This window comes from Bosea sp. Tri-49, from assembly GCF_003952665.1.
Lineage (GTDB): Bacteria > Pseudomonadota > Alphaproteobacteria > Rhizobiales > Beijerinckiaceae > Allobosea.
The window spans coordinates 1,354,036-1,378,078 of record NZ_CP017946.1 but is presented as its reverse complement, the minus strand read 5'-3'; the positions used below and the strand labels follow the sequence as shown (position 1 = coordinate 1,378,078).

Annotated in this window: 22 protein-coding genes and 1 tRNA gene; 14 read left to right on the top strand and 9 right to left on the bottom strand. The window is 65.5% G+C overall.

What is annotated here, in order from left to right; genetic code table 11:
* Nucleotides 1-86: 86 nt before the first annotated feature.
* Nucleotides 87-803, top strand: a complete 717-nt coding sequence (locus BLM15_RS06690) for an alpha/beta fold hydrolase (RefSeq protein ID WP_236846589.1) — start codon at nucleotides 87-89, stop codon at nucleotides 801-803.
* A 3-nt stretch (nucleotides 804-806) separates the two neighbouring features.
* Here BLM15_RS06690 and BLM15_RS06685 read toward each other — a convergent pair whose 3' ends face one another.
* The 3 genes from BLM15_RS06685 to parE form a co-directional block, all read right to left on the bottom strand.
* Nucleotides 807-1,208, bottom strand: coding sequence for a hypothetical protein (locus BLM15_RS06685; RefSeq protein ID WP_126111531.1), 402 nt, complete (start codon nucleotides 1,206-1,208; stop codon nucleotides 807-809).
* Nucleotides 1,183-2,091 carry a LysR family transcriptional regulator gene (locus tag BLM15_RS06680; RefSeq protein WP_126111529.1) on the bottom strand — a complete coding sequence of 303 codons (909 nt, stop codon included), beginning with the start codon at nucleotides 2,089-2,091 and terminating at the stop codon, nucleotides 1,183-1,185. Before BLM15_RS06680 ends, BLM15_RS06685 begins: the two co-directional genes overlap by 26 nt.
* A 165-nt stretch (nucleotides 2,092-2,256) precedes the next feature.
* Nucleotides 2,257-4,326, bottom strand: a complete 2,070-nt coding sequence (gene parE, locus BLM15_RS06675; RefSeq protein ID WP_442859433.1) for a DNA topoisomerase IV subunit B — start codon at nucleotides 4,324-4,326, stop codon at nucleotides 2,257-2,259.
* A gap of 294 nt (nucleotides 4,327-4,620) precedes the next feature.
* On the opposite strand from parE, the gene BLM15_RS06670 reads away from it, so the two are divergent.
* Nucleotides 4,621-4,821 (top strand): hypothetical protein, encoded by a 201-nt coding sequence (locus BLM15_RS06670; RefSeq protein WP_126111525.1) that lies wholly within the window; start codon nucleotides 4,621-4,623, stop codon nucleotides 4,819-4,821.
* A 487-nt stretch (nucleotides 4,822-5,308) separates the two neighbouring features.
* On the opposite strand, the gene BLM15_RS06665 is transcribed toward BLM15_RS06670, so the two are convergent.
* Nucleotides 5,309-6,436, bottom strand: a complete 1,128-nt coding sequence (locus BLM15_RS06665; RefSeq protein ID WP_164547420.1) for a glycosyltransferase family 4 protein — start codon at nucleotides 6,434-6,436, stop codon at nucleotides 5,309-5,311.
* A gap of 65 nt (nucleotides 6,437-6,501) precedes the next feature.
* A complete protein-coding gene (locus tag BLM15_RS06660) occupies nucleotides 6,502-7,377 on the bottom strand; it encodes an FkbM family methyltransferase (protein WP_126111521.1) in 876 nt (291 codons plus the stop codon).
* 187 nt (nucleotides 7,378-7,564) lie between these two features.
* Between BLM15_RS06660 and BLM15_RS06655 the strand changes: the two genes are divergently transcribed.
* Complete coding sequence (locus BLM15_RS06655; RefSeq protein WP_164547419.1) at nucleotides 7,565-8,932, top strand: TIGR03808 family TAT-translocated repetitive protein; 1,368 nt, start codon at nucleotides 7,565-7,567, stop codon at nucleotides 8,930-8,932.
* 141 nt (nucleotides 8,933-9,073) lie between these two features.
* On the opposite strand, the gene glnA is transcribed toward BLM15_RS06655, so the two are convergent.
* Together glnA and BLM15_RS06645 are read right to left on the bottom strand one after the other, a co-directional pair.
* Nucleotides 9,074-10,483 (bottom strand): type I glutamate--ammonia ligase, encoded by a 1,410-nt coding sequence (gene glnA, locus BLM15_RS06650; protein ID WP_126111517.1) that lies wholly within the window; start codon nucleotides 10,481-10,483, stop codon nucleotides 9,074-9,076.
* 96 nt (nucleotides 10,484-10,579) lie between these two features.
* The gene (locus tag BLM15_RS06645) at nucleotides 10,580-10,918 is read right to left on the bottom strand and encodes a P-II family nitrogen regulator (RefSeq protein WP_057192756.1); all 339 of its coding nucleotides are present in this window, start codon (nucleotides 10,916-10,918) and stop codon (nucleotides 10,580-10,582) included.
* A 286-nt stretch (nucleotides 10,919-11,204) separates the two neighbouring features.
* Here BLM15_RS06645 and BLM15_RS06640 point away from each other — a divergent pair, with 286 nt between their 5' ends.
* Entirely contained in the window at nucleotides 11,205-12,722 is a 1,518-nt protein-coding gene (locus tag BLM15_RS06640; RefSeq protein ID WP_126111515.1) for an NAD(P)H-hydrate dehydratase, read from the top strand.
* A 66-nt stretch (nucleotides 12,723-12,788) separates the two neighbouring features.
* Here the strand turns inward: BLM15_RS06640 and BLM15_RS06635 are convergent, their stop codons facing one another.
* Nucleotides 12,789-13,367 carry a PRC-barrel domain-containing protein gene (locus BLM15_RS06635; protein ID WP_126111513.1) on the bottom strand — a complete coding sequence of 193 codons (579 nt, stop codon included), beginning with the start codon at nucleotides 13,365-13,367 and terminating at the stop codon, nucleotides 12,789-12,791.
* A 189-nt stretch (nucleotides 13,368-13,556) separates the two neighbouring features.
* Here BLM15_RS06635 and BLM15_RS06630 point away from each other — a divergent pair, with 189 nt between their 5' ends.
* The 4 genes from BLM15_RS06630 to BLM15_RS06615 all read left to right on the top strand — a co-directional run bounded on the left by BLM15_RS06630 (nucleotide 13,557) and on the right by BLM15_RS06615 (nucleotide 17,269).
* A complete protein-coding gene (locus tag BLM15_RS06630; protein ID WP_126111511.1) occupies nucleotides 13,557-13,826 on the top strand; it encodes a hypothetical protein in 270 nt (89 codons plus the stop codon).
* 141 nt (nucleotides 13,827-13,967) lie between these two features.
* A complete protein-coding gene (locus BLM15_RS06625) occupies nucleotides 13,968-14,519 on the top strand; it encodes a hypothetical protein (protein WP_126111510.1) in 552 nt (183 codons plus the stop codon).
* A 465-nt stretch (nucleotides 14,520-14,984) separates the two neighbouring features.
* Nucleotides 14,985-15,764, top strand: coding sequence for a polysaccharide deacetylase family protein (locus tag BLM15_RS06620; protein WP_164547418.1), 780 nt, complete (start codon nucleotides 14,985-14,987; stop codon nucleotides 15,762-15,764).
* Between the two features lie 299 nt (nucleotides 15,765-16,063).
* Nucleotides 16,064-17,269 (top strand): glycosyltransferase, encoded by a 1,206-nt coding sequence (locus BLM15_RS06615; protein WP_164547417.1) that lies wholly within the window; start codon nucleotides 16,064-16,066, stop codon nucleotides 17,267-17,269.
* A gap of 246 nt (nucleotides 17,270-17,515) precedes the next feature.
* Here the strand turns inward: BLM15_RS06615 and BLM15_RS06610 are convergent.
* Nucleotides 17,516-17,590, bottom strand: a tRNA-Lys gene (locus BLM15_RS06610).
* 81 nt (nucleotides 17,591-17,671) lie between these two features.
* Here BLM15_RS06610 and BLM15_RS06605 point away from each other — a divergent pair.
* From BLM15_RS06605 to BLM15_RS06580, 6 genes are all read left to right on the top strand, one after another.
* Nucleotides 17,672-18,778 carry a hypothetical protein gene (locus BLM15_RS06605; RefSeq protein ID WP_126111504.1) on the top strand — a complete coding sequence of 369 codons (1,107 nt, stop codon included), beginning with the start codon at nucleotides 17,672-17,674 and terminating at the stop codon, nucleotides 18,776-18,778.
* A gap of 34 nt (nucleotides 18,779-18,812) precedes the next feature.
* Nucleotides 18,813-19,124: an FtsB family cell division protein gene (locus BLM15_RS06600; protein WP_126111502.1), complete on the top strand. Its 312-nt coding sequence runs from the start codon at nucleotides 18,813-18,815 to the stop codon at nucleotides 19,122-19,124.
* A gap of 218 nt (nucleotides 19,125-19,342) precedes the next feature.
* A complete protein-coding gene (pdhA, locus tag BLM15_RS06595) occupies nucleotides 19,343-20,440 on the top strand; it encodes a pyruvate dehydrogenase (acetyl-transferring) E1 component subunit alpha (protein WP_126111500.1) in 1,098 nt (365 codons plus the stop codon).
* A gap of 70 nt (nucleotides 20,441-20,510) precedes the next feature.
* Nucleotides 20,511-21,917 (top strand): pyruvate dehydrogenase complex E1 component subunit beta, encoded by a 1,407-nt coding sequence (locus BLM15_RS06590; protein WP_126111498.1) that lies wholly within the window; start codon nucleotides 20,511-20,513, stop codon nucleotides 21,915-21,917.
* 14 nt (nucleotides 21,918-21,931) lie between these two features.
* A complete protein-coding gene (locus tag BLM15_RS06585; RefSeq protein WP_126111496.1) occupies nucleotides 21,932-23,284 on the top strand; it encodes a pyruvate dehydrogenase complex dihydrolipoamide acetyltransferase in 1,353 nt (450 codons plus the stop codon).
* Between the two features lie 6 nt (nucleotides 23,285-23,290).
* A complete protein-coding gene (locus tag BLM15_RS06580; protein WP_126111494.1) occupies nucleotides 23,291-23,983 on the top strand; it encodes an SGNH/GDSL hydrolase family protein in 693 nt (230 codons plus the stop codon).
* Nucleotides 23,984-24,043 lie beyond the last annotated feature (60 nt).

Genomic DNA, 24,043 nt, shown 5'->3' with positions numbered 1-24,043 from the left:
AACGGTTTTCATCTTAATGTGAGGGACGGATCACTGATCAGATTGAGTCGATCTGATCAAATCTGGCTCGCCAAGGTCAGTAAAGAATGAGCGCTGTGACGATGAAGACGCCGGAAGCTCTGGTCCTGATCCCGGGGCTGAATTGCACGCCTGCACTCTACGCTCCACAATGGCCCGCTCTGGCGCCTGGACGCCAGATTCTCGTCGCCGAGACCACTGCGGACGACACCATCGCCGCCATGGTCGAGCGGCTGCTGGCGGCCGCGCCTGATCGCTTTGCGCTGTGTGGACTCTCGATGGGCGGCTACCTCGCCCTCGACGTGATGCGGCGAGCGCCGGAGCGCGTGACGCGGCTTGCCTTGCTCGACACTACGGCCAAGCCGCCGACGCCCGAAACCAATGCGCCGCGGGAACAGATGATTGCACTCGCTGAGAAGGGCGCCTTCGACAATGTCGTGACGCTGCTCTGGCAGAAGCTGGTCGCGCCCGACCGCCTCGCCGATGAGGCGTTGCGGTTGGAGGTCCGGGCGATGGCCGAGGCAGTGGGAGCATCGGGCTTCATCCGCCAGCAACGCGCCATCATGGTCCGCCCCGATGCGCGGCCGGTTCTCGCGACGATCTCCGTCCCAACCCTGGTCATCGTCGGTGAGGAGGACGCGATCACGCCACCGGACGAAGCGCGCGAGATCGCCGCCGGCATCGGAACGAAGGCGCGCTATCTGGAAGTGCCGGGTTGCGGCCACCTGTCGACACTGGAGGCGCCGCAGATCGTCACGCCGGCTCTGCTCGATTGGCTGGGCTGAGCCTCAGCGCGGGACCACGCAAGGGTCGAGCTTCGTTTCGCCGGCGCGTTTGACGATCGACCCCGTGGTGAGCGGGTCGAATGACTGGCCCTTGGCCGCCGCGTAGGTGGCCTGACGCATCGCATCCCGATCGAGCTGCGCCGTCTGGCTCGATATGAAATTGGCGGCAATGACGGAAAGGAAGGCGATCGCCGCGCCGGCCTTGGCGATGTCGGCGACCATGGTACCGCGCTGGTTGCGCAGGAAGGCGATGACGAGGCGCATCGCTGCTCTCCGAGCTTGCAAGACAAGGCGCTGGGCGCCGATGAGGAAAACTTGCGCCAGCTGCTGTAAAAACTTGGTTAGCAAGGCCTGACCGCCACCGATGGAAATTGATCCATCACGAGCGCCCTTCCAGCCTGCCACGATGCTCGCGGAACAGTTTGCGTAGCGCCTCCAGCACCGCCAGCACCGCCGGGCGCTGTCGGCCGCTCTCATGTGAGACAAGGAAGATCTCGTCGGCAGTCGCTTCGGGTGGTTCTTCCAGGCGGATCAGGGCCGCATCGGCATCGGCCAGGAAGCAGGGCGCCATCGAGACGGCACCAGACGAGCGGATGCTCTCATAGCGTGCTGCGGAATCGCCCACCCGGGCGGCAATCGGGCGGCCGGCGGCCCAGGCGAGGATGTGCTGCTCAATGCGCGAGGAGACGTCCCGGCTGACCGAGATGATCGGCGCCGTCGCAGGGTCGACCTCGCGGCGGATATAGAAGGCCTGCGCCAGCCTGCCGACCTTCTGGCCGAAATAGCCGGCGCCCTCCGGCGGTCTGCGCATCCGGATCGCTATCTCGGCTTCGCCCTGCGCCAGATCGAGGCGCTCGCGCGTGCTGAGGATGACGATCTCGACGCCTCCCGCCGCGGCCGAAAGCCGGGTCGCATGTTGCGTCAGGAACAGGCTGATCGACGTCGTCGCCGTGATGCGGACGGGGGCGTCGCCGCGGGCGCGGGCAGCGTTCGCCCGCGTCTCGAAACGCGCGACGGCCTCGGCCGCCGCTGCCGCATCCTCGGCGAGCGAGAGGCCGATCTCGGTCGGGATCAGCCGGTTGGCGCCACGCTTGAACAGTGGCAGGCCGAGCCGCGCCTCGAAGGCTTTCAGGCGTCGCGCGACTGTCGTCTCGCTCAGTCCGAGCGCAGACGCTGCCAGAGCGAGGCCGCCCGTGGCGGCGATGGCGTGGAAGATTTCGAGATCGGCCCAGAGCGAGGCCGGGGTCTGGGCATCGCGTCGAGATGGAGTGGCAGCAGGCTCGCCCATGCGGTCAGCGGCCAGAGATCGGACGCGGGATGGTGTCGCGGGGCGCTGTCATGGTCGGAGTCGTACGGATCGGTCGGCATGCGCGCAGGGTGGGCGCAAGGCGATCGCGACACAGCCCGGCGAGCTTGCGGGGGTGCCCGGCGTGCTGGGCGCCACCGGGCGGCGTCACAGGTCGATCAATTCGCCGGCGAAGGCGGCCCGCTCCTGGATGAAAAGGAAACGCGCCTCGGGTTTGTTGCCCATCAGCCGCTCGACCGTGTCGGAGGTCTCTTCCTTGTTCTCGTGATCGACCATGACCTTGAGCAAGGAGCGCTTGCTCGGGTCCATCGTGGTCTCCTTGAGCTCGGCCGGCATCATTTCGCCGAGGCCCTTGAAGCGGCCGATCTCGGGCTTCTTACCCTTGAAGACGGTCTCGATCAGCTCGTCCTTATGGGCATCGTCGCGGGCATAGACCGACTTGGTGCCGTGACGTAGCCGGTAGAGCGGCGGCACCGACAAATAGAGGTGACCCTTCTCGATCAGGCGGGGCATCTGGCGCCAGAAGAAGGTGACTAGCAGCGAGGCGATATGGGCGCCGTCGACGTCGGCGTCGGTCATCACAATGACCTTCTCGTAGCGCAGGTCGTCCTCGCGGAACTGGGTGCCGATGCCGCAGCCCAGCGCCAGGATCAGGTCGGCGAGTTGCTGATTGGCGTTGAGCTTTTCGCGCGTCGCATTGGCAACGTTGAGGATCTTGCCGCGCAAGGGCAGGATCGCCTGATTGGCGCGGTTGCGGGCCTGCTTGGCCGAGCCACCAGCGGAATCGCCCTCGACGATGAAGAGCTCGGAACCCGCCGCGCCGGCATTGCTGCAATCGGCGAGCTTGCCCGGCAGCCGGAGCTTGCGCGTCGCGGTCTTGCGCGAGACCTCCTTCTCGAGCCGGCGGCGCAGGCGCTCCTCGGCGCGGTCGACCGACCAGTCGAGCAGCTTCAGCGCCTGCTGCGGCGAGGCCGCGAGCCAATGGTCGAAGGCGTCGCGCATCGCGTTCTCGACGATGCGGGCCGCTTCCAGCGTCGCGAGCTTGTCCTTGGTCTGGCCCTGGAATTCCGGCTCACGGATGAAGACCGAGAGCATGGCGGCGCAGGTCGCCATCACATCGTCGGCGGTGACCTGCGCCATGCGCTTGCTCTGGCCGATGCGCTCGGCGTGATCGCGCAGGCCGCGCAGCAGCGCGATGCGCAGACCGGATTCATGCGTGCCGCCTTCCGGCGTCGGGATCGTATTGCAGTAGGAGGAGGAGAACCCGTCCTCGCCGGTGGCGAGCCAGGCGATCGCCCATTCGAGCGAGCCGTGGCCGCCTTCCTTCGTGATTTTCCCTGAGAAGATCGGCTCGGCGACCAGGTCCTTGCCTTCGATCTCGCGGGCGAGATAGTCGCGCAGGCCCCCCGGGAACTTGAAGACCGCCTCGGCGGCGACGTCGCCCTCGGGCTTCAGAAGCGAAGGCGCACAGCGCCAGCGGATCTCGACGCCGCCGAAGAGATAGGCCTTCGAGCGGGCCATGCGGAACAGCCGCGCCGGCACGAAATGCGCACCTTCGCCGAAGATCTGCGCATCAGGATGGAAGCGCACGCGCGTGCCGCGCCGGTTCGGTGCCCGGCCGACCGTCTCCAGCGGCCCTTGCGGGATGCCGCGCGAAAAGGTTTGGCGGTAGAGCGTCTGCCCGCGTGCGACCTCGACCTCGAGCACATCGGACAGCGCATTGACCACGGAGACGCCGACGCCGTGCAGGCCGCCCGAGGTCTCGTAGACCTTGGAGTCGAATTTTCCGCCGGCGTGCAGGATCGTCATGATTACTTCGAGTGCCGACTTGCCCGGAAATTTCGGATGTGGGTCGATCGGGATGCCGCGGCCATTATCCGTGACAGCGAGCGAGCCGTCGACGAAGAGCTCGACATCGATGAAGCTGGCATGGCCCGCCACGGCCTCGTCCATGGCGTTGTCGATCACCTCGGCGAAGAGGTGGTGCAATGCCCGCTCGTCGGTGCCGCCAATGTACATGCCGGGCCGGCGCCGGACCGGCTCCAGCCCCTCGAGCACTTCGATGGTGGAAGCGTCGTAACCGGCCTCCGAAGGGGTGCCGACGCGCGGGACCGGGGCAGGGCGCGCAGCCGGTTTCGGCGCAGGGGCGGGCGTGCGCGATTCCTCGCGCATATCCTTGCCGCCGTCCTCGCCGAAGAGATCGTCTGTCATCGACATTGTGCCTACTGATTCGCGCTGCTCGCAGGATACCGCATCGGTCAACCGGCCGCCTGTCGGAGCCCTATAACCCGCCTGTCTCTCGCAATAAACCGATCAGGATGCCGCCGAAAGTCAGGAATGGCGAGACCGTCGCCGAACCGTCATCCAATCGTGGCACTGCCGGCTCTTGGAACCCCGGATGCGGCTCGCCGGTTCAGCTGCCGTTAACGGCGGCGGTCTCATCATCGACATGCGAATCGGGACTGGTCCCGGCCGCGCATTCGGCTAATCTGGCTTGGGGGAGATGGTCACGTGGCGTCGCGTTCCGCAATACCCAAGATTCGCATCGCCGGCCTCGAGCGGGCCGCGCGCTTTGCCGGTGAGTCCTTCGCCTACGAGGAGCTCTCTGGTTTCGAGCGCCGGCACGATGCCGAAACCACCCAGCTGCGCCGGCTCTGGTGGGCAGCCGCCATCGTCGCGCTGATCGGCTTGGCCGTCGTCGCGCTACGCTGACCTTACGTCAGCGCTTCATCAATCTTTGCCGGTTAGAAGGCCTCCTCGGGAGGCTCCACATGTGCGCGGGTCATCGCCAGCGATTTCGGCTCGGGAGGATGTCGACTTCTGCAGCAGCTCGCAGCCGAAGAGCGGATCGTGCTCTCAACGGCGCTGCGCGGCGTGCATCGCGCCGTCAAGCGCGGCCGTACATCGGGCCTGCGTGTCGGCTACTCGCAGATTGCAAATACGGTATATCTGGCGCGGAAGGGGACGATGCGCCGACTGCGAGCCCTGCGCTTGTCGGCCGCGCCGGTGCCGTCAATCTGGTCGGCGGTCTGCTGCCGCAGGGCGCGATCGACCGGCGTGGCCGGCTGAAGGGCAATCTGCTGGCGCTGTGGGTCTGGTGCAGGGCGGCTCGACCCACTGCGTATCTTCTAGCTCTGAGTGCTCAGCGGCGAAGACTGGACCATATTCCGATCAAGGACGTTGCAATTCGATCGGCGAATCACGCGTCCAGCAACCGATCGTAAAATTCCAGATGCGCCCGCGCTGCCTCATCCCAGGACGCTTTAAGGTCGACGCCGATGGCCTGTGCCTTGCGGGTGTGGGCGACTAGCACAGCCTCAGCGAATATCTGCGGCGCCGCGTCGGCCGGACATAGCACGGTTGCCGGATTGTCTATCTTGGATTTCAACGAGGGCGAGAGATCGAACTCGTCCTTGCGCTCTGGGTTTGTCGAAACCAGCGGTATGGCGAGTTGGCTGACCGCTTGGAAGCTGCCGCGGCGCGTGCTGATTCCGTCGGTGAAAGGCAGGAGGAAAACGTCGGATGCCGCAAGCGCTGCCATCAGCTCCCCCTCGTCGTCGATGCGGCCACGAAAATCGAGCCAATCGATCACGCCGAGTTCGCGCGCCAGCGTGAAGAAGACCTCGCGGTCCTTCGGCTTGTCCCAGAGGAAATCGCCGCAGATCAGAAGCCGAGCCTTGGTCCCGCGCTGGTGCAGCGCCTTGACGACGCGCAACAGCATATCCGGGCGCTTGCTGGCATAGAGCACTCCGAAGAAGCCGATGACGATCTCGGCCTCGCTTGCGCCGCTGCCGCGGACTTTCACCCGCTCCGCCGCGACCCGTTCCGGATCGATGCGCGCCGGCATGATGTTGGGGCCGATCGGGATGACCGGGGCGGCCTGCTTCTTCGCCGCACTGACCAGCGGCGTCTTCTGGAAGCTCTCGCGCTGCTGCGGCGAGACGAAGACGAAGCCATCGCAGGCCAGGAGGTCCGGTACCGTCGAGAGGTAGCGCAGGCGATTGAGCGAGGCCCATTCATGCAGGGTGATCGCGATCCGGCCCTTGCGCGTCATCAGCCGTGCCGCCAGCAGCGCGGAGCCCGGCACAACGCTGTTGCCCCAGCCTTCGATCGGCAGCTGGAGATGCACGATGCGGTCCCTGCGCAATTCCTCGGCGATCGCACCGATGAAGGCAGCCGGTCGCTCCGGCTCGATCGTCCGAACCTCGACGAGCCCGGGGCGCAGCGCATTGACGGCATCGCTAAGCCGATAGGCATAGTCCATCACCGCGCAGGTGACCGGCCTGGCAGAGCCGAAGATGACGACGGATTGAGAGGAAGATTGCATACGCCGCAGGCCGTGCGAGGGATGGGGCATTGCCTATCGCACAGCTTTCCTAAGCTTGCATTGAGTCAGGCGCCGGGCTCCAGCGGACCAAAGCTGGCGACGAGGTTGCAGCGACGCTCGGGAATGCTGCCGATATTCTCGAGCCAACAGGAGTAGCCGAGAAGCAGCCGCTTCATTTCCTGAACCGGGCGGCTGCCATTGTCACCGATCTCACGCAGACAGGAGAGCGTGTCGTAGCCGGCGGCGCGCAACTCTGCCCAAGCCGCCTCGCCGGCGGATCTGTGATTGCTTTCGAAGGTGAGGATCGGGCGATGTCGCGCGAAGCTCTCGCGCAGTCCGGCGAAGACGTCGGCCTCAAAACCCTCGACGTCGCACTTCACAAAGCCGATCCGCTTAGCGCCGCTTGCGAGGTCCGGCTCGTACTGCGCCAGGTATCGGTCGCCGTGGCGCACTGGCAGCACGATATCGCCCTTGCCTGAGGCGAAGCTACCGCTGCCGTCATTGCCTGCCTCGAGCAGCGAAAACTTGAGCTCGGCATCCTCCCGCCCCAGACCGATCTCATGCAGGCGGACATTGCTGGTCCCGGACAGCATGAGATTGGTCTTGAACAGCGATGCGATCGGCGGACTGGGCTCGAAGGCAACCACGTTCGCGAACGAATCGGCCAAGGATATGGAATGATTTCCTATATTGCCGCCAATATCGACAAAGGTCGTATCCTGCAGGTTGCGGGCACGGAACAGGTTCTTGAGCAGCTCGATCTCGCGACGCTCATACACGCCGTTGCCGATAATCGAGATGCCGAGATAGTCGGTTGGGATGACGGCCAGTCGTGGACCGGGAGGCAGGTGTCTCCTGCTGCCCGGAACAATCGCCTTGGCCAGAAGGTCGTAAATGCGGCGGATCGCATAGGTCCCGCGCGTCTCGCTGATCCGCAGCATGGTCGCCTCATTCCGTCATCTTCTAGGATGATCAACCCTAGCGGCGATCTTCTACGGAACACTTAATTCCAGGGACGGACGGGGCATGCGTGCGACTCCGGCATAGCTGGCATCTTGACATAATAGGAATATCAGCCTATTTATGTTCCTGTTATGTTCTTTAAAGCTTCCTTTGAAGGAGAAGCATATGCCATCGTTTGCTCTGTTCGATGACACTGTCGTTGCGCGCACGGCTGCCGCCAGCGCAGGCTGGACGGCGTTCACGGATTTGCAGACCGTCTTCGACTACGCCCGCAACCAAGGGCGACCGCTATTCTTCCAGCCTGGCGTCTACGACTCCGGCACGACTACGGTCCTGCCCAGCAATGGCGGCGGCAAGCCGCTTCTCGCTCGCGCGATGCCTGGATCTGTGGTGCTGCGTTTCAATGGCTCGAATGGCTTCCTGAGAATCGAGGGGCAGAATCAAGTTCATTTCGACGGCATCACCTTCGATGGGCAGAACCGGGCATTGTCCGACTACGTAGGTGGCCGCCCCGCCTTCATCGCCATCGCCGGCAATGCCCAGGACATTTCGTTCGAGAACTGTCAGATCCTGAACTCGCCAGGCATCGGCGCCTATGTCGCGAGTTCGTCCGGTGCCATTTTCCGCGCTTGCTATTTCGGCAACCACTCGGTGGGTATCTGGAGCGAGAACGCGCAGATCAAGGCGCTCAGCAACACGCTCGCCGGCATGCAGAACAATGGCATCGCCATCTGGCGCGACACGATCACCGGCGACAGCTCCACGATCACGGGCAATTTCATCAACGGCGTCGATACGGTCGCCGGGGGAACCGGCCAGAACGGCAACGGTGTCAGCGTCTTCCGGGCGATCGGCGTCTCGATCACCGACAACAAGATTTTCAGCACGAAGTTCTCGGCGATCCGCTGCAATGGCGGCGGGCTGCACAATGTCAGCAACAACAACATCTACAACACGCGGGAGGTGGCGATCTTCATCGAAGCGCCCGGCGCCGGAATCGACCTGACCGGGTGCATCGTGTCGAACAACAGCCTGGACACGGTCGGCAGCGGCATCCTCGTCGCAAACTCCGGTCAGTTCAGTGACGGCATCTCGCGCAGCGTGGTGGTTGAAGGCAACCGCATCTCGAATGTCACCGACAACCCGATCCCGGACGCAGGTTACTATCCGCCCTCGACCATCGGCAACGCGATCGTGGTGGAGCAGGACTGCGTCGTCTCAGGCAATCTCGTCGAAGGCGCGGCGCGCGTCGGCATCATGGCTGGAATCAACACCGCGGCGCGGGACCTGATCGTCACCGGCAACCTGGTGCGTAGCGTCGCTATCGGCATCGGCGTGTCGAACGAGGCGGTTACCAATTCGGGCCGGTCGGTCGTGGTCTCCGGCAATATCGTGCGTAGCGCCAGCATCGGCGGCATCGTGCCGACGGTCTTCACCGGGACGACGATGAACCGGGTCGGCACTGCCGAGTATGGCAACGACCTCGCCACCGCCGTCGGCAGCGTCACCTTCGGGCACAATCGCTATCTCTGAGGCTATCCGTCCGGCTCTGCTCGCGCCGAACGCTTCAACAAAAAAACCGGGGCGTCGCCGCCCCGGTTCGCAAGGTGGACTGCGGAACGCCGCAGTCGGGAGGAAACCCTGTCCGAGCCCAAAGCCCGGTAAGAAAAGCACTCAGTAGGAATAGTACATCGCAAACTCGACCGGGTGCGGCGTCATCTCGAACCGCGCCACGTCCTGCATCTTGAGCTCGATATAGCTCTCGATGAAGTCGTCGTTGAAGACGCCGCCGGCCTTGAGATAGGCGTTGTCCTTCTTCAGCGAATCTAGCGCCTCGCGCAGCGAGCCGCAGACGGTGGGGATCTTCTTCAGCTCACGCGGCGGCAGATCGTAGAGATCCTTGTCCATCGCCGGGCCGGGATCGATCTTGTTCACGATGCCGTCGATGCCGGCCATCAGCATCGCGGCGAAGGCGAGATAGGGGTTCGCCATCGGGTCGGGGAAGCGGACTTCGACGCGCTTGGCCTTCGGCGAAGTCGTCCACGGGATACGGCAGGAGGCCGAACGGTTGCGCGCCGAATAGGCGAGCAGGACCGGGGCCTCATAGCCCGGGACGAGGCGCTTGTAGGAGTTGGTCGAGGGGTTGGTGAAGGCGTTCAGCGACTTGGCGTGCTTGATGATACCGCCGATGTACCAGAGGCACTCCTGCGACAGGTCGGCATACTTGTTGCCGGCCATGATCGGCTTGCCACCCTTCCAGATCGACTGGTGGACGTGCATGCCCGAGCCGTTGTCGCCATAGACCGGCTTCGGCATGAAGGTCGCGGTCTTGCCGTAGCTCTGGGCGACGTTGTGGATGCAGTATTTGTAGACCTGCATCTGGTCGGCCATGTGCGTCAGCGTGTCGAACTTCAAGCCGAGCTCGTGCTGAGCTGAAGCGACCTCGTGATGGTGCTTCTCGACCTTGGCGCCCATGGCCGCCATGGCCGCCAGCATCTCGCCGCGCATGTCCTGCGCCGAATCCTGCGGCGGGACGGGGAAGTAGCCGCCCTTGGTGGCGATGCGGTGGCCGAGGTTGCCGCCCTCGTACTCGGTCATGCCGTTGATCGGCAGCTCGACATTGTCGAGCTTGAAGCCGGTGTTGTACGGGTCGGCGGCGATCTTGACATCGTCGAAGACGAAGAACTCGGCCTCGGGGCCGACGAACACGGTGTCGCCGATGCCGGTCGACTTGAGGTACGCCTCGGCCTTCTTGGCCATGCCGCGCGGATCGCGGCCGTAGGGCTCGCCCGTCGCCGGCTCGAGCACGTCACAAGTGATGACCATGGTCGAAGCCGAGAAGAACGGGTCGATGCAGGCCGTCGTCGGGTCGGGCATCAGCAGCATGTCGGATTCGTTGATCGCCTTCCAGCCGGCGATCGAGGAGCCGTCGAACATCGTGCCCTCGGCGAAGATCTCTTCGTCGATCATGGTGATGTCGAAGGTGACGTGCTGCCACTTGCCGCGCGGGTCGGTGAAGCGGAAGTCGACGTATTTGACGTCATTGTCCTTGATCGCCTTCAGGACTTCTTTGGCGTTCTTCATCTCACGACTTCCTTTGTCGACTGCTAGGGTCTCACGACTGACGTTGCCCGCGCGTTTCGCTGGCGCACGCATTCCTTGGGTGTTGGGGAAATATCCTCAGATCGCGTCCGCGCCGGACTCGCCGGTGCGGATACGGATCGCCCCCTCTACGCTCGATACAAAAATCTTGCCATCGCCGATCCGGCCGGTCTGCGCGGCCTTCTTGATCGCCTCGATCGCACGCTCGACCATGTCGTCGGCCAGCACGATCTCGATCTTCACCTTCGGCAGGAAATCGACCACGTATTCGGCGCCGCGATAGAGCTCGGTATGGCCCTTCTGGCGGCCGAAACCCTTCGCCTCGAGCACCGTGATGCCCTGGAGGCCGACCTCCTGCAGCGCCTCCTTCACCTCGTCGAGCTTGAAGGGCTTGATGATCGCTTCGATCTTCTTCATGCGCCGATCGACCTCCTTTGGCGTGAGCTCGCGCCACTGTACGCAGCCTGCCTCCGTTCTGACCACCCGGCCACTCCGGAGCAACTTGGCGCGTCCAGCAAAACCTCGCCTGTTCTGCTCATAGCATCGGCGCGGGCCAGCCGCCATGAGTGTGCCAGGGGCATTTCGCCTCTTGAAGAGGCGAAAAACCGTCTAAAAATTATGCAGATGCCTATCTAGCGTGCAATGGCGAATATCGCCGCGATTTCTTGCGCACGCGTTTGCGCTGGCAGACAATGATCAGCCGATGACTGTCGCCATTCCCTCCGCCCTTGCCCTACTCAGTGTCGCCGAGATGGCGGCGGCGGATGCTGCCATGATCGCATCTGGCACGCCTGGCGCCGTCCTGATGGAAAAGGCGGGCAGGGCGGTCGCCGATGCGGTGACGCGGCGGGTCCGGGCCGGCCAACGCGTCCTTGTGCTTTGTGGCCCCGGCAACAATGGCGGCGACGGCTTCGTTGCGGCGCGTCTTCTGGCAGAACGCTGCTGTCATGTGATGCTCGCGCTCGCAGGCGAGCGAGCAGCTCTAACGGGAGACGCCGCGCTGGCGGCGGAGAACTGGGCAGGCCCGATCGAGACGATCGGCACGATGGACCCTGCGCGGCATGATCTGGTTGTCGACGCCTTGTTCGGCGCCAGACTCAGCCGGGCGATCTCGGGCGAGCTTGCGGCTCTGGTCGAGTGCGTCAACGCGGCGGGTCGGCCAGTCGTCGCAGTCGACGTGCCGAGCGGCCTACAGGGCGATATCGGTCTTGCCGGAGGCCCTGTCATCCATGCAGCCGAGACCGTCACCTTCTTCCGGCTGAAGCCCGGTCATCTGCTTCATCCGGGCCGAGCCCTCTGCGGCGTCGTCACCCTGGCCGACATTGGCATCCAGCCCGAGATCGTTTTCAAACAGGGCGGGGTCGCACCGTCTACTTTCCGCAATGCTCCGGCCCTCTGGCGTGTTCACCTGCCGGATCATGCGGTCGGGGTGCACAAATACGGTCGCGGCGCTGTTGCAGTCGCTGCAGGCGGGCTTTCGGGCGTCGGAGCCCCGCGGCTGGGCGCGCGGGCGGCGCTGCGCATCGGCGCGGGCCTTGCTACGATCATCTGCCGGCCGGAGGCGCTTGCAGCGCATGCAGTGCGCGGACCCGATGCTTTGATGCAGATCTCGGCTGCGGATACCCCAACCTTCGAGGCAGTGCTTTCGGGGCGGAAGGTCGATGCGCTGCTGATCGGGCCGGCACTCGGGCTCGACGCCGAAGCGCGATCATGGGTGGCGGCCGCCTTGCGCGGCGCCTGGCCCTGCGTCTTCGACGCCGATGCGCTCACACATATGGGCGCGCATCGGCCTGCCTTCGTTGCCCAGCTTAGTCGCCGCGCCGGCATCGCGGTCCTGACGCCGCATGAAGGCGAATTCAAACGGATGTTTGGTGAGGTCGCGGGCTTCGAACCGGAACGCGGCAAGCTCGCCCGGGTGCGGCACGCGGCCCGGCTGACCGGAGCGGTCGTCGTCCTCAAAGGCCCGGACACGGTCGTCGCCGCACCGGATGGACGGGCCGCGATCAACGACACCGGTTCGCCCGCTTTGGCGACCGCCGGCTCAGGCGATGTTCTCGGTGGAATCGTCGCGGGCCTGTTGGCGCAGAAGGTGCCGGCCTTCGAGGCGGCCTGCGCCGCCGTCTGGCTGCACGGGCGCGCCGGTGAAGAGCTCGGCCCAGGTCTCATCGCCGACGATCTGCCGGAAGCGCTCCCGGCCATGCTGGCCCAACTCGACGATTGAGCCGTTGGGCAAAGGAAAGGCCCGCCCCGGAAGGGGCGAGCCTGTGATGGTTTGGTCGAGCCGTCCTTAGCGGGCGGCGTAGGTCACGGCCGGAGCAGACGTCAGCTGATCCTTGGTCATCGTGATCTTGCCGTGATCCGGATACATCTCCGGGCCTTTCTTGGCTGTCGGCGGAGCATTCATCGCGGTGCTGCCGCCGGCGCTGCTGCCACCCGCACCGGTGCCGCCCGTCGGAGCAGGCGCCGGCGTGACCATCGGTTCCTCGCTCCACTGGACCTGCTCGAACGGGATCGCGACATCCTTCGAGCCGATGCCGAGGAAGCCGCCGACGCCGACGGTGACGATCTCGATCTTGCCGGTCTTGTCGAACACCACCTCGGTGACGTCGCCGACCTTCTTGTTGTCGGGACCATAGATATCCACGCCCATCAGCTTCGACGCCCGCCACTTGCCCTGGCCAGCGAGGTTATTCTCCGGAGCCTTGGCCGTTTCGGCGGCGGGCGCCGGAGCGGCCGGTGCGCTCGTCGACGGTGAGGTCGGCTGCGGGCTCGGCGGCTGGTTCGAGGGCGAAGAGGTCTGCGCAACGGCAGCGGCGGCAAGCATGACGCCGCCGATAGCCGTCAATGCAACGTGACGCTTGTACATCGGTGTCCTCCTGTCGTTTCCGCATCTGCGGAATGACCAAACAACGCGCAACCGGCGGTTTGGTTCGCGTAGGGGCAGCCATGCGCCTGCTGTTTGGCAGACAGGCACGCGACGGGGGCGGCTTAGCGCTTCGGTAAGCGTTGCGAGCTTTGCTAGCGGTCGGCCATGACGGGACCCGGAGCTGGCGGGATGAGCAGGAACCTTATGATTTTCGGTCTTGCCGCACTCGGCACGATCACGACGACTGCGCCCGCCGCGGCCTTCTGGCCACGCTCGCAATGGCTGGCCTGCTCGGAGGCAGCAACGGCCGCCGACTACCAGCGCTGGCGCTGCTGGGAACTCGATGGTTATGCGGGGGAGATCGCGCCGGGCTATGGCGGCGTCGCCCCCGGGGCTCAGATGCCGCCGCAGAGACGTCCGCCGCTGCGCCGCGGTGAACCCGTCAGCCGCCTGGGGTGAGGCCGGTAGGGACGGAGCTCTCTACGTTCGACGCCTCGATGTCGTATGCGTGGGCGTGTGCACCTGCGGGCAGCTTCCTGGAACAAGATCCATGACGACAGGTTCGTCCCTGGGGTGCATTCCCGGGGAAGGAGCTGCATCATGGCACGCATTGTCACGCGATCTTACGAGAACCGCGCGGATGCGGAGACGGCGGTTGGACGTCTCGAGGCGGCGGGGCTTCCATCCGGCGACGTCACCACCCTCAGCAATAGCCCCGACAAGATCGAATCCGATGCCGCCAAGGGCGCCGAGCTCGGCGGCGCCTTGGGCAGTGGCGCGGGTCTCATGCCCGGATTGGCCGCCTTGCCGATTCCGGGCGTCGGTCCGGTGCTCGCGACCGGCTGGATCTTCGGTACGCTCGCCGTCGGCGCCACGGCTGGGGCCGCAGCAGGCAGCCTGATCGGCGCCATGACCGGTGCGGGAATCAGCGATGACGAGGCTCATTTCCTTGCGGAAACCGTGCGTCGCGGCGGTGCGGTGGTCTCGGTTCGGACGAGCGACAGCCGCGTCCCTGCGGTCGAGAAGATCATGGACGGTGTGGGCCCGATCGATGCCGCCTTGCGCCGTGACGAGTACGAGCGCGAGGGGTGGAAGAGCTTCGATGAGCGGGCCGCCCCCTACCGGAGGCCGGCCTGGTCGGAGCTGTCCTGAGAGCTTCAAAGGACGCTTCCGGGACGCGTGTCTCAACGATACGCTGCTCTCGCCGCGCACAGGAACCCGCAGCGCCATCAGCTCATCCCTCAAGCGGGAGAGAAGAGGGGCTCGGGTCACCGCCTACGTGACGGGAGTACCCCTCTATGCTGATGCTCTAGCCATGAATTGCCACGGGCTGGCACTCGACCAACCTGCAGATCACTGGACAAGGATGTCGCCGCTCTGCTTGAGTGGCGACGTAACGGCAGGGTCACAGAAAATGGCCAATATTCTGATTGCTGAAGAGTCTGTATTATCTGGATATTACCTTGAGGCAGGCAGGTGCACTGCGCTATTAAATCTGAGAAACCGTTGTCTCGGATTTGCTTTGGATGTCGTGCTCGCTCGAAGTAATTTTTCTGCTTCCAAGGAATGAGCCCCCCGACATTCCCTGAATACAGACGCGAAGCACCCGCCGCGAACATGAACACCATCATTACGGTCCTGATGTACCACGCGGTATGCGACAAACGTGGTGAATGCGCGGGTGCCGAAGCGCACTACGCCGTCTCGTCGCGCCAGTTCGACAGCCACCTCGCGCTGTCTATCCAGGCGGGCCTGCGCGTGCGCAGCGTGGCCCACCTGCTCGCCATGCCGGCCGACCGCATGCGGAGCGTGGCGTTCACGTTCGACGATGGCCATGTCAGCAACGGCCCGGCGGCCGAACGCATCGCTCGCGCCGGTGGCAGCGCGGACTTTTTCGTGAACCCCGCCCGAGTGGGCAAGCCACACAATCTCGGCTGGAGCGATCTGCGTTCGATGGCCGATGCCGGCATGTCCATCCAGTCGCATGGCCAGGATCACCGCTACCTCGACGATCTGAGTCCGGCGGAGGTCGTGGCTCAGCTCGCCGACTCCAAGAAGTCCATCGAGGACCACCTCGGCCGGCCGGTCACCTTGTTCGCCCCGCCGGGCGGCCGGATTCCCCCCCATCTGCGCACGATCGCGGCGCGCGCGGGCTATGTCGCCGTCTGCTCGTCGCGTGTGGGTCTCTGGCACACTCGCGAGGGTACCTGGGACGTGCCCCGCCTCGCGGTGCTGCAATCGACCTCGGACGCGCAGCTGGCCTCCTGGCTCAGCCATGACTGGTGGGAGATCACCAATAGCCGAGCCCGCTACCTCGCCCTCAAATCGGCCAAGCGGCTGCTCGGCAACAACCGCTACGAGCGCCTGCGCAGCCGGCTGCTGCGCAGCGACGCCTGAGGCCACGCCATGGCCCAGCTCTTCTTCCGGTGTTCGGTGTGGCGCGCCAACGCCCGTCTCTACCGGCAGCGTCGGGTTCGCTGTGTTCCTCGCCTGCCAGCTCGCGAGGTATGGGCTGCCGCCGCCGGCGATGGCACGGTTGCGTACGAGCGAACTCGCGCCCGCCTTGTCCCGGCTCAAGCTCTGCTCGGTGCCGGGCCTCGTGCAGTTCCTGTCGCACGGCGAGTGTTACGTGGGGCAGCCGCGCGCTTCTGTGGTCAGCCGAGGATCCCAAGCCAATCGCGAGCCTGGCCCGCCCCATGACGAAGGTCCTCTACTTCACGTCGCTGTTCCCCTGCTGGTCGGAAACGTTCATCGTCCGCGAGATCGATGAGCTGATCCGGCTCGGCGTGGACGTCCGCATCGTCTCGCTGAAGCACCCGGTGGAAAAACTGGTGCAGTCCGACGCGGCGGCGCTGCTCGACCGGGTCGTGTACCCGGCGCGTGGCGTACGCGCCGGGGCACGGGTCCTTGCCGCCTGCCTCCGGCACCCATGGCGCGAGCTCTCCTCCCTGGCCGGCATGGCGCGCGGCCTGTGGCGGCATCCCATGGCGCTGGGCAAGACGTTGGTGGTGTGGTGGCGCACGCTGGCGCTGCTGCCCGTGCTGCGGGACCTCGCGCCCGACCATCTGCACGCGCACTGGGCCACATATGCGTCCACCTCGGCCATGCTCGCATCCCGCCGGCTCGGCAAGCCGTACAGCTTCACAGCACACGCCCACGACATCTTCCTCGAAGATCACCTGCTGGCCGACAAGATGCGCACGGCCGCGTTCGGCGTAACGATCTCCGAGTTCAACCGCCGCTACCTCGCCGACAAGGTGTCGCCCCTCGCATCGCAGAGCATGCGCATCGTCCATTGCGGCGTGCGACTGGCCGATTTCGCGTTCGCGCCGGCCGGGCGCCGGCCGGGGCTGATCCTGGCGGTGGGACGGCTCGACGAGATCAAGGGCTTCCGCCACCTCGTCGATGCCTGCGAGCTGCTCGCGCGCCGCAAGGTCCCGTTCGAATGCCATGTGATCGGCGAAGGGCCACTGCGTCTCGCGCTGCAGGCGCGCATCGATGCGGCCGGCCTGTCGGACCGGGTGATCCTGCTCGGCGCCCTCAAGCAGGAACAGGTCAGAGCTTACCTCGCCCAGGCGGGAGTGTTCGCGCTGCCGTCGGTCGTCACCGCGAGCGGCGACCGCGACGGCATCCCGGTGGCCCTTATGGAAGCGATGGCCGTGGGCGTGCCGGTGGTGTCCACCCGGGTGTCGGGCATCCCCGAGCTGGTCGAGCACGGGTCCTCCGGCTTGCTGGCCGAACCGGGCGATGCGAGGGAACTGGCCCATTGCATCGAGCGCCTGATCGCCGACCCGGTCTCTGCACGCGCGATGGCGGGGATGGCCCGCCGTACCGTCGAGCGCGAGTTCGACGTGGCGGTCGAGGCGGGCAAGCTGTTGTCGGCCATCGAGCGACCGGCGTGAGCGCCGCACTTCCGCGCCGCCTCCAGGTGCTGTCACCGACCGGGTGTCAACGCGGCGACCAAATCGCCGTCAGCGCTTGGATTCGTGGAGAGGCGGCGGGCTTCACGCCCGAACTTCCGTCCTCTGCACAGGCCATCTCCGGCTTCATCGAGTACCGAATCCGGTGTCCACGAAAGCAATAGCGGCCCGGGCAGCGCGCTCGCGCTTACGGGTGCTCGACGAAATATGATTGGGATCATTGGAGCTTGGTGAGCGGGGAGGGGATCGAACCCTCGACCACATGATTAAAAGTCACGTGCTCTACCACTGAGCTACCCGCCCTCACTGGGCCGCTGACATAGGCAGGTGGGACGCGTCGGTCAACATTGTTCCGGCGGGCACATCGTGGCAGAAGCCGCGCCCATGGCGAACGAACGCAGGACAGCAGCGGATTCAACCAGTGCGCAGCAAGGCTGGCGCGGCTGGAGCAAGGCGTTCGCGCTTGCAGCGCTGACGTTGACGGCCTTGCTGTTCGGCTTCATCGCCATACTCGATCCTTATGGTGCGCGCGTACAGGCCGGCCAGCCGGCCCGGCCGCTGATGGATCTCAATCAGCGCTTCATGTACCCGCAGATCGTGAAGTCCGGCGCCTTCGATTCGGCGGTCTTCGGCACCTCGACGCTGCGCCTGCTCGATCCGGCGATCCTGTCGACGGGGCTGGCCGCCCGCTTCGCCAATCTCGGCATGAATGCCGCGACGCCCTGGGAACAGGCGCAGATCGCCGGCCTGTTTGCGCACCAGGTCGCGACGCCGAAATTTGTCATCTGGGGCATCGACCAGAATTGGTGCGAGGCCGATGCGACCAGCGAGGCGCGTCGGTTGACGCCGCGGCCGTTCCCGCCCTGGCTCTATGACGACAATGCCTGGAACGATTGGCCAAAGCAGCTCAACTTCACCACGCTCGAGATCGCCTTGCGCCTCGCTGCGCATCGGCTCGGTCTGCAACCTGAGCGCCTGCGTGGCGATGGCTATGAGGTCTTCACCCCGCCCGAGGGCACTTACGACCTCGCTCGCGCACGCTTTCATCTCTACCGCAGTTCTGGCGGCCATGCGCCCGACCTGACGCCGCAATCACCGCCGGTGGGGGTCGCCGCCGCCGAGCGCGCCAGCTGGCAGTTCCCGGCGCTCGCCTGGCTGGAGCAGGGGCTGACCGCCTTTCCGGCCACGACGCGGCGCCTGATCGTGCTGCCGCCGGTGCATGCAGCTGCACTGCCGCGCCAAGGGAGCGCTGCCGGGCAGCGCTTCGAAGCCTGCAGAGCGCGGATCACAGCGATTGCGGCGCGTCAGCACGCCGTAATCGCCGACTATGCACATCCGTCAGTACTGACCCGCGAGGATTCCAACTACTGGGATCCCGCGCATTACCGATTGCCGATCGCACGCCGGATCGAGGCCGACCTGATCGCGCTGGGACGGGGAGAGGCGGCCCCTGCCGACCCGGCCCTCAACGTCATCGGCGCGCCTCGTTAACGGCGCATAAACCAAGCGATTCTACCGTGGTCGCATGGTCATCCGCCGCGGCCTCCGCTCCCTTCTCGTCACGCTCGCGCTCTACCTCGTGTCGAGCGCCGTGGTCGGCTATTTCCTGTTCCATGCACAGCATGGCGCCCGCGGGCTCGAAACCTTGGGAGGGCTGCGCGAGAAATTCAGCGAGATGGAGACTGAGATCGCCGCGTTGACCAGCGAACGGCAGGATTGGGAGAAGCGCCTGACCCTGATGCGTGACGAAGCCGTCGATCGCGATCTGCTGGAGGAAAGGGCTCGCGCCATCCTCGGCCGCGTCCATCGCAACGACGTCGTGGTGATGGGGCGCTAGCACTCGGCTCGGTCGTTGTGGGCCTTCTAGCAACCGGCCACTGAGCCGGCTTTCCCAGCGTCAATGGTCGCAAAAAGGTCGATTAACCGATAATCGGTTAAATTGAATTACCGTAGAAATCACAGCACCTTAATCAATGTTGCAGTGCGAGATACCCGTCTCGCCAAGGCTTGGGGCTTCCTCTACAACCAAAGCAGTAGAGCTTGGAGGAACCGTTCATGGCCATTGCCGCTCGGAAGACGAACGCAGGAGCGCCTGCAAAGGCCGCCGGAAAGGCGCCGGCAAAGGCGACAGCGAAGAGCGCTCCGAAGGGGTCTGCCAAGGCGATCCCGAACGTCCCGACCTTCACCAAGGACGAGGAACTTCACGCCTATCGCGAGATGCTGCTGATCCGGCGTTTCGAGGAGAAGGCGGGCCAGATGTACGGCATGGGCCTGATCGGCGGCTTCTGCCATCTCTATATCGGCCAAGAAGCCGTGGTCATCGGCATGCAGATGGCCTCGAAGGATGGCGACCAGGTCATCACCGGCTATCGCGACCATGGCCATATGCTCGCCTGCGGCATGGAATCGCGCGGCGTGATGGCGGAGCTGACCGGCCGGCGCGGCGGCTATTCGCACGGTAAGGGCGGCTCGATGCACATGTTCAGCCGCGAGAAGAATTTCTATGGCGGCCACGGCATCGTCGGCGCGCAGGTCTCGCTCGGCGCCGGGCTCGGCTTCGCCAACTGGTATCGCCAGGATGGGCGAGTATCGATGGCCTATTTCGGCGACGGCGCCGCCAATCAGGGCCAGGTCTATGAGAGCTTCAACATGGCCCAGCTCTGGAAGCTGCCGGTCGTGTTCGTGATCGAGAACAACCGCTACGCCATGGGCACCTCGGTCAACCGGGCCTCGGCGCAGACCGATTTCTCCAGGCGCGGCGTCTCGTTCGGCATTCCCGGCGAGCAGGTCGACGGCATGGATGTCCGCGCCGTACGCGAGGCCGCGAGCCGCGCCATCGAGCACGCCCGGACCGGCAAGGGCCCGTACATCCTGGAAATGCAGACCTACCGCTACCGCGGTCATTCGATGTCCGATCCGGCGAAGTACCGCTCCAAGGACGAGGTCCAGCGGATGCGCGAGGAGCATGACCCGATCGAGCAGGTGCGCGGCCGCCTGACGCGCGAGCACAAACTCGGCGAGGACGAGTTCAAGGCGATCGACGCCAAGGTCCGCGAGATCGTCAACGACGCAGCCGAATTCGCGACGCATGATCCCGAGCCGGACGTCTCCGAGCTCTGGACCGACATCCTGCGGGAGCCGGCGCAGGCCTAAAGGGTCGCGCCTAGCCTCCTTCTCCTGACATCGAGGCCCTTGCGGCCACTCCAGAACTCCGGGTGCGTTCATGCCGATCGACATTCTGATGCCCGCCCTGTCCCCGACCATGGAACAGGGCAAGCTCGCCAAATGGCTCAAAGCCGAGGGCGACAAGATCAAGGCCGGCGACATCATCGCCGAGATCGAGACCGACAAGGCGACCATGGAGGTCGAGGCCGTCGACGAGGGCGTCCTCGCCAAGATCCTGGTCGCTGACGGAACCGACAACGTCGCCGTGAACACCCCGATCGGCGTGATCGCCGCCGATGGCGAGGATGCCTCCGCTGCCGCCAGCGGCGCGGCCAAGGCAGAAGCTCCGGCGGCCAAGGCAACGCCGGAGCCTGAGAAGGCCGCCGAGGCTCCTGCCGCTCCGGCGCCCACAGCAGCGGCGCCAAGCGTCCCGGCCCAGGCCAAATCCTATGACGCCTCCTCCGAATTCCCGGCCGGCGCCGAGGTCGTCTCGATGACCGTTCGCGAGGCGCTGCGCGATGCCATGGCGGAAGAGATGCGGCGCGACGCCGACGTCTTCGTCATGGGCGAGGAGGTCGCCGAGTACCAGGGCGCCTACAAGGTCACGCAAGGGCTGCTGCAGGAGTTCGGCGCACGCCGGGTGATCGACACGCCGATCACCGAGCATGGCTTTGCCGGCATCGGTGTCGGCGCGGCACTGACCGGGCTGAAGCCGATCGTCGAGTTCATGACCTTCAACTTCGCCATGCAGGCGATCGACCACATCATCAACTCGGCCGCCAAGACGCTCTACATGTCCGGCGGCCAGATGGGCTGCCCGATCGTCTTCCGCGGTCCCAACGGTGCCGCCGCCCGCGTCGGCGCGCAGCACAGCCACGACTACGCCGCCTGGTATTCGAACGTGCCAGGCCTCAAGGTGGTGATGCCCTACAGCGCCTCCGACGCAAAAGGCCTGCTGAAGAGCGCGATCCGCGATCCGAACCCGATCATCTTCCTCGAGAACGAGATCCTCTACGGACGTTCCTTCGACGTGCCCAAGGGCGATGATTTCACGATTCCCATCGGCAAGGCCAAGGTCGTGCGACCCGGCACAGACGTCACCATCGTCTCCTTCGGCATCGGCATGACCTACGCGCTCGGCGCCGCCGAGGCGCTGGCCAAGGAGGGCATCGAGGCTGAGGTCATCGATCTGCGCACCATCCGGCCGATGGATATCGAGACCGTGATCGCCTCGGTGCAGAAGACCAATCGCTGCGTCGCAGTCGAGGAAGGCTTCCCGCAGTCGGGCATTACCGCCGAGATCGGCATGAAGATCATGGAAGCGGCCTTCGACTATCTCGACGCTCCCGTCGCACGCGTCACCGGCAAGGACGTGCCGATGCCTTACGCCGCCAATCTCGAGAAGCTGGCGCTGCCGAACATCGGCGAGGTCGTCGCGGCGGCCAAGGCCGTCTGCTACCGCTGAAAGAGGGCTGACCGATGCCGACCAACATCCTGATGCCCGCGCTCTCTCCCACGATGGAGAAGGGCAATCTCGCCAAATGGCTGAAGAAGGAAGGCGACAAGATCAAGTCCGGCGACATCATCGCCGAGATCGAGACCGACAAGGCGACCATGGAGGTCGAGGCAGTCGACGAGGGCATCCTCGCTAAGATCGTCGTGCCTGAAGGCACCGCCGACGTTGCCGTCAACGAGGTGATCGGAGTGATCGCCGGCGAAGGCGAGGACGCCAAGAGCGTCTCCGCACCGGCCAAGGCCGAAGCGCCTAAGCCCGAAGCCGCCAAGCCGGAAGCGCCTGCGCCGAAGGCGGAGGCCAAGCCTGAATCGACGCCGCAGGTCACCGCCGAATCCGGCTTCAACACCGGTGGCAAAACGGTGTCGGGCGATCGCCCTTTCGCCTCGCCGCTGGCGCGCCGCCTCGCCAAGGACGCCGGCATCGATCTCGGCAAGGTCCAGGGCTCGGGTCCACATGGCCGCATCGTCGAGAAGGACATCGAGGCCGCCAAGCAGGGCGGGGCTGCCAAGGCCGCGCCGGTGCCGGCGGCTGGCGCTCCCGCAGCGCCCAAGCCCGCCGCCGCGCCGCTCGCAGCCGGTCCCTCGGACGAGCAGACCAAGAAGCTGTTCGCGCCGGGCTCCTATGAGGAGATTCCGCATGACGGCATGCGCAAGACGATCGCGCGCCGCCTGACCGAAGCCAAGCAGACCATCCCGCATTTCTACGTCACGCTCGATTGCGAGCTCGATGCGCTGCTCAAGCTGCGCGCCGAGCTCAACGCCGCGGCGCCGGAGAAGGACGGCAAGCCGGCCTACAAGCTCTCGGTCAACGACATGGTGATCAAGGCGCTGGCTCTGGCGCTGCGGGCCGTGCCTGACGCCAACGTCTCCTGGACCGACGGCGCCATGCTCAAGCACAAGCACGCCGATGTCGGCGTCGCCGTCTCGATCCCGGGCGGGCTGATCACGCCGATCATTCGCGACGCCTGCCACAAGACACTGTCGCAAATCTCCAACGAGATGAAGGACATGGCGGCAAGGGCTAAGACACGCAAGCTGAAGCCAGAGGAGTATCAGGGCGGCACCTCGGCGGTCTCGAATCTCGGCATGTTCGGCGTCAAGGACTTCGCCGCGGTAATCAATCCGCCGCATGCGACGATCCTAGCGGTCGGCGCCGGCGAGCCACGCGCCGTGGTCAAGAACGGCCAGCTCGCAGTCGCGACCGTGATGTCGGTGACGCTCTCAACCGACCACCGCGCGGTAGATGGCGCGCTCGGCGCCGAGCTGCTCCAGGCTTTCAAGGGCTATATCGAGAAGCCGATGGCGATGCTGGTGTAGGCGGCGATGACCCGCCAGGCCCGCATCCTAGCTTTCGGCGATTCACTCACCTGGGGGCGGATCGCCAATCGCCCGGAACGGCACAGCGACGATGTGCGCTGGCCGCGCGTGCTGGAGAAGGCGCTCGGCGGCTATGCCACGGTGATCGAAGAAGGGCTCAACGGGCGGCGGATCGCGCTGGAAGATCCGCTGCGCCCCTATCGCTCCGGTATCTCGTTGCTGCCGCTGTTCATCGAGTGCCATGCGCCGCTCGATCTCGTCATCCTGATGCTCGGCACCAATGACTGCCAGCGCCAGCACTCGCTCGCGCCCTATGACGTCGCCCGCTCGATGCGGATGCTGGCGCAGGTGGCGCAGCGCCCGCCGGTCGAGCCCGGCATGCCGGTGCCGGAGGTGCTGATCGTCGCGCCGCCGCTCGTGCGCAAGCCGGATGATCCCGAGCACGAGGCCAATTTCTTCATGGAGGGCGCGCCCGAGAAGATGGCGCTGCTCGCGACGTATTATCGCCGCATCGCCGACGAGATCGGCGCCAGCTTCTTCGACGCGGCGGCGGTCGCGACCGTGACCGGCGAGGACGGAATCCATCTCGATGCGGAGAACACCCGCGCCATCGGGCTGGCGCTGGCGCCGGTCGTCGACGGCCTGCTCGGCCTGCCATTGCCCGCACGCGGCCCCGCGCTGCGGATCGCCGGCCCGTGAACGAATTTGAACCGGGGCGTTGCCCCGCACCATCAACACTGCCCGCGGTGGGCAGAACGA

Coding starts and splice junctions, on each gene's coding strand:
- BLM15_RS06660 (WP_126111521.1), bottom strand. CDS start 7,377: ATGCTGCGGATCAGCGAGACGCGCGGGACCTATGCGATCCGCCGCATT.
- BLM15_RS06665 (WP_164547420.1), bottom strand. CDS start 6,436: ATGCAATCTTCCTCTCAATCCGTCGTCATCTTCGGCTCTGCCAGGCCG.
- BLM15_RS06680 (WP_126111529.1), bottom strand. CDS start 2,091: ATGGGCGAGCCTGCTGCCACTCCATCTCGACGCGATGCCCAGACCCCG.
- BLM15_RS06640 (WP_126111515.1), top strand. CDS start 11,205: ATGACTGTCGCCATTCCCTCCGCCCTTGCCCTACTCAGTGTCGCCGAG.
- BLM15_RS06615 (WP_164547417.1), top strand. CDS start 16,064: ATGACGAAGGTCCTCTACTTCACGTCGCTGTTCCCCTGCTGGTCGGAA.
- parE (WP_442859433.1), bottom strand. CDS start 4,326: ATGTCGATGACAGACGATCTCTTCGGCGAGGACGGCGGCAAGGATATG.
- BLM15_RS06635 (WP_126111513.1), bottom strand. CDS start 13,367: ATGTACAAGCGTCACGTTGCATTGACGGCTATCGGCGGCGTCATGCTT.
- BLM15_RS06600 (WP_126111502.1), top strand. CDS start 18,813: ATGGTCATCCGCCGCGGCCTCCGCTCCCTTCTCGTCACGCTCGCGCTC.
- BLM15_RS06625 (WP_126111510.1), top strand. CDS start 13,968: ATGGCACGCATTGTCACGCGATCTTACGAGAACCGCGCGGATGCGGAG.
- BLM15_RS06645 (WP_057192756.1), bottom strand. CDS start 10,918: ATGAAGAAGATCGAAGCGATCATCAAGCCCTTCAAGCTCGACGAGGTG.
- BLM15_RS06585 (WP_126111496.1), top strand. CDS start 21,932: ATGCCGACCAACATCCTGATGCCCGCGCTCTCTCCCACGATGGAGAAG.
- BLM15_RS06580 (WP_126111494.1), top strand. CDS start 23,291: ATGACCCGCCAGGCCCGCATCCTAGCTTTCGGCGATTCACTCACCTGG.
- pdhA (WP_126111500.1), top strand. CDS start 19,343: ATGGCCATTGCCGCTCGGAAGACGAACGCAGGAGCGCCTGCAAAGGCC.
- BLM15_RS06630 (WP_126111511.1), top strand. CDS start 13,557: ATGAGCAGGAACCTTATGATTTTCGGTCTTGCCGCACTCGGCACGATC.
- BLM15_RS06690 (WP_236846589.1), top strand. CDS start 87: ATGAGCGCTGTGACGATGAAGACGCCGGAAGCTCTGGTCCTGATCCCG.
- BLM15_RS06605 (WP_126111504.1), top strand. CDS start 17,672: ATGGCGAACGAACGCAGGACAGCAGCGGATTCAACCAGTGCGCAGCAA.
- BLM15_RS06590 (WP_126111498.1), top strand. CDS start 20,511: ATGCCGATCGACATTCTGATGCCCGCCCTGTCCCCGACCATGGAACAG.
- BLM15_RS06620 (WP_164547418.1), top strand. CDS start 14,985: ATGAACACCATCATTACGGTCCTGATGTACCACGCGGTATGCGACAAA.
- BLM15_RS06655 (WP_164547419.1), top strand. CDS start 7,565: ATGCCATCGTTTGCTCTGTTCGATGACACTGTCGTTGCGCGCACGGCT.
- glnA (WP_126111517.1), bottom strand. CDS start 10,483: ATGAAGAACGCCAAAGAAGTCCTGAAGGCGATCAAGGACAATGACGTC.